This is a genomic window from Nostoc cf. edaphicum LEGE 07299 (assembly GCF_015207245.1).
GTDB lineage: Bacteria > Cyanobacteriota > Cyanobacteriia > Cyanobacteriales > Nostocaceae > Nostoc > Nostoc edaphicum_B.
Window position 1 is genome coordinate 1 of the sequence record NZ_JADEXF010000636.1, and the last position, 3,618, is coordinate 3,618.

Consider the following 3,618-nt stretch of genomic DNA (forward strand, 5'->3'; position numbering starts at 1 on the left):
GCGATCGCAGTGTATTAAAAGTATACAAGAAAGCTTGATATTGAAGAATAATTTTTAAATTTTGACATAAGTTGTATTTATCCTGTGCTAAAGCTATAGAAAATTGTATAATCGACAGCTTATCGATCAAAAATTTCCTTTTCTATAGAGAATGACAGAAGTAATACGATCCGGGGGCCTAAATAATATTGAGTCCATTGAGTTTGAAGAGCAGTGCTTAGAAAAAGCCAGAGAAACAGGCGATCGCAATGCAGAAGTCGTTTCTTTGGCAAGTTTGGGCAATGCTTACCATTCACTAGGTGAGTACCACCTAGCAATTGAGTTTTATCAGCAGTGGTTAGATATAGCGAAAGAAATAGGCGATCGCTTAGAAGAAGCCAAATCTTTATCAGGGTTGGGTAACGCTTACCAATCACTGGGAAAATACCAGCGAGCGATTGAATTTTATCACCAGTGGTTGAGTATTACCAGGAAAATAGGCGATCGCACTGGGGAAGGCATTTGCTTGGGAAGTTTGGGTAATACTTATGAATACCTGGGTAAGTATGAGCAAGCGATAGAATTTTACCAACAATGGTTGGGTATAACGAAGAAAACAGGCGATTGGACTGGGGAATGCATTTGCCTGGGAAGTTTGGGCAATACTTATGAATCATTGGGATCTTACCAACTAGCAATTGAGTTTTACCAACAATGGTTAGGGCTGGCAAAATTCATCAGCGATCGCAATGCTGAAGGCATGGCTTTGAGTGGATTGGGTGGTGCTTATAAGGCTTTAGGAAAGTACCAAAGGGCGTTGGAGTTTTATGAGCATTCATTAGAGATTAGAAGCGATCTTAATGACTTAAATGGGGAAGCAAATGCTTGGTTTAATTTGGGTTTGGTGTTAGAAAAAATCAACCAAGAATCAGAAGCGATGGATGCCTTTTGCAATGCTCGTGAAATTTATCGTGCAATGGGACTCGATGCTAGCCTGCAAGATTGTAACCATGCCATTGAGTTTCTTTCTCAAAATATTGCAAGCGCAACATCTGCTTTCTGGTTTAGAAGATGGTTAATTCATTTGTCGCAGTTGATCAAAACTAGTTCTAAATAAAGAGTTTTGAGTTCCGAGTTAAAAGACCCTTTTAATTCACTCAGAACTCACCAGGATATTTATTGAATACTGCAACTGAGTTCTTGCGATCAAAAGAAACCACAGAAAACGGATCTTTTCGATTCCCCATTTCCATCCCAGGAGTGCCTACAGGCATTTGAGGAACAGATAAACCAACAACATTTGGCTTTTCTTGAAGCAGACGTTTGATGTCGTCTGCGGGGACGTGTCCTTCGATAACATATCCATTAACAATTGCTGTGTGGCAAGATGACAAGTTATCCGGCACGTTGTACTTTTGTTTGACTGTTTCGATGTCAGGCGTAGAAAAATCTGTGATTTTAAAACCCTGTGTCTTTAAGTGCTCAATCCACCCGCCACAACAGTTACAATCGGGACTGTGATATACAGTGGCATTTAGCACTGTTGATTTTGATGGTGTCTGTTGCTCCTGGATGTGACTACTGCTAAAAACAGCTTGAGCATGACTCATAGGAGCAGTGCTTCCCAAGATGCTCAACACCCCTAATGTTAGAACCACTATTTGCACAGTGGCAGGCATCAAGATGGGAAGTAAGCATTTTTGCCAGCAATAATAAATCAATTGTTTGTGTGACATCTGATACTTCCTAAATACAACAAGGTGGATCTGCTCACCAAAAGTGTACAGTGACAAATAAAAAGTCGCTGTACTATATCCTAATAAAGCAAAAGTGATTTCTTATTAGTCATCATATTTTCATGAAAACAAATGGAGCGATCGCTTTTTTTGAGGCGATCGTTCCATGATTGATATTTTGATTCAGGAATACCTGCCATTTAGATTTGTTTGCCCATCTCTTTCCCTACAAGTTTGCTGTTTTGTAAATAGTCTGTATAACCTTGAATATTTTCTGGTTCAAATGGACGCAGTACGCGGGTAGCTTCGCGTGTTAAATCCTCATTTCCGGTAACTACAATTAGGTATTTGCCAGCATTCAAACGGTTACGATACGCTAAAGCATCGCCACTGCCAACTGTTAAGCCGACTCCTCGACCGATTAAACCAGCGCCCAAGGCACCGGCTATAGCTCCTAAGATCCCAGCAAGAAATTCATTGCCAAATCGAGTAACCTGGGGAAATATTTCAATTTCTGTGAGATAGTTAAAGGCATAACCTGCAACAAATCCAAAGGGTACAAGCCACCAAAAGAGCCGAGTTGATTGTTTGCGGGCTTGCTTGTCGGGATCGATTAGTCCAAATTCATCAGCACTTAGATAAGCATCGCCCAAAATATTGACTTGTGAAGTTGGCAAGCCTGCTTTTTCCAAAGCAGAGTAGGCGGCTTCTGCTTGTATTCGATCTGGTAAAACTGCAACAAGGTAATTCATAAGATCTCGCGGAACTCTTTCCCTATCTAAAATCCAAAATCCCAAATGGTATGAACTATTCTGGCTTTTTGTGCCAATGCCCATCATCGCCTTTTTCGTAATTGCGCTTTACCGCACTCCAAGCAACACGAAAGGCACGTTCTTCTCCCCCATATTCTTCTTGAGCATTGTTAAATGCAGCCCGAAAAATTTCTTGGGCGTGCTTAGGTAAATGCTCTTTGACTGAATCAGGTAAGTCTGCAATCTGTTGGTAAGGCATAAAATACACCTCTGAATTAAATTCCAAATTTATACTTAAATCAGTTGTCGCACTTGATCTGAGAGGATTGTCAGGGCAATCTTCTCGCGGTTAGGTTCGCCTTTAGCAAGTGATTCGGCAAACTTGGTTGCTTGGTCTAGGGTAATTTTTGGAGGTAAAGGTGGTTCCAAAGAGTCAATACCACTGACAAGTGTAGCGATCGGTAAACTCATGGCTGGCATAACAGATGGCTTCTTGAGTGCTAATTTTTTCCAACAATTACACGTCTTAAATAATTCGTCATTGAATTTTTAACTACAAATTACGAATTACGAATTATTAATTACTTAAAGGCGTGATGGTGTTAAAAAACTAATTGTTTGTGGCTTAAAACTCGATGCACTATCCCAATAATTAACTTGGTTAATATTCACCTTCAGCAAAGCAATATCGGGTTCGTCCAGTCCTTTAGGAAACCAGGTTTGAAGTTCCGGCTTCCATAGCTCTCGCATCTTGTTGCGGTCTTTCACAAGTTGTGCTGTACCTGAGATAGAAACGTATTGCTGCTGTTCGGGTGAAGAGAAACTAATATTGACTTGCTCATGGTGTTCAATTTCAGTCACCTTATGAGAACCAGCATAAGTAAAGAACCAGAGTATGCTATCAGAGTTAATCTCACCACTCTTTGACATGGGGTAACTATGCAAGCTGCCATCATCATCGACTGTGGTAAACATACCATAATCAATATCTTTGATGAGTTCACGCAGTTTTTGAATCTGTTGATCCCGGTCTGTAGAAGTTGCCATTGTTTGTACTTTTTTCTCTATTTATCTATTTGTTTGTTGTCTAAGCTGTAATTTTTGATTACAACCAAATTTAATTTTGATAATGTTATTTTTTAGTATTAACC

The 3,618-nt window shown here is 39.9% G+C and carries 6 protein-coding genes; 1 reads left to right on the plus strand and 5 read right to left on the minus strand.

The annotated features are described in order from the left end of the window. Positions 1-151: 151 nt before the first annotated feature. On the plus strand, positions 152-1,096 hold the full coding sequence (locus IQ229_RS18120; RefSeq protein ID WP_194046098.1) for a tetratricopeptide repeat protein: 945 nt from the start codon (positions 152-154) through the stop codon (positions 1,094-1,096). A 40-nt stretch (positions 1,097-1,136) separates the two neighbouring features. Here IQ229_RS18120 and IQ229_RS18125 read toward each other — a convergent pair whose 3' ends face one another. From IQ229_RS18125 to IQ229_RS18145, 5 genes are all read right to left on the minus strand, one after another. Beyond that, the gene (locus IQ229_RS18125; protein ID WP_194046100.1) at positions 1,137-1,715 is read right to left on the minus strand and encodes a DUF411 domain-containing protein; all 579 of its coding nucleotides are present in this window, start codon (positions 1,713-1,715) and stop codon (positions 1,137-1,139) included. 200 nt (positions 1,716-1,915) lie between these two features. Further along, positions 1,916-2,467 (minus strand): hypothetical protein, encoded by a 552-nt coding sequence (locus IQ229_RS18130; protein ID WP_194046102.1) that lies wholly within the window; start codon positions 2,465-2,467, stop codon positions 1,916-1,918. A gap of 55 nt (positions 2,468-2,522) precedes the next feature. Then, positions 2,523-2,726: a ChaB family protein gene (locus IQ229_RS18135; RefSeq protein WP_194046104.1), complete on the minus strand. Its 204-nt coding sequence runs from the start codon at positions 2,724-2,726 to the stop codon at positions 2,523-2,525. Positions 2,727-2,761: 35 nt separating this feature from the next. Next, positions 2,762-2,947 (minus strand): hypothetical protein, encoded by a 186-nt coding sequence (locus tag IQ229_RS18140; RefSeq protein ID WP_194046106.1) that lies wholly within the window; start codon positions 2,945-2,947, stop codon positions 2,762-2,764. 105 nt (positions 2,948-3,052) lie between these two features. Beyond that, a complete protein-coding gene (locus IQ229_RS18145) occupies positions 3,053-3,514 on the minus strand; it encodes a pyridoxamine 5'-phosphate oxidase family protein (RefSeq protein ID WP_194046108.1) in 462 nt (153 codons plus the stop codon). Positions 3,515-3,618: the final 104 nt, after the last annotated feature.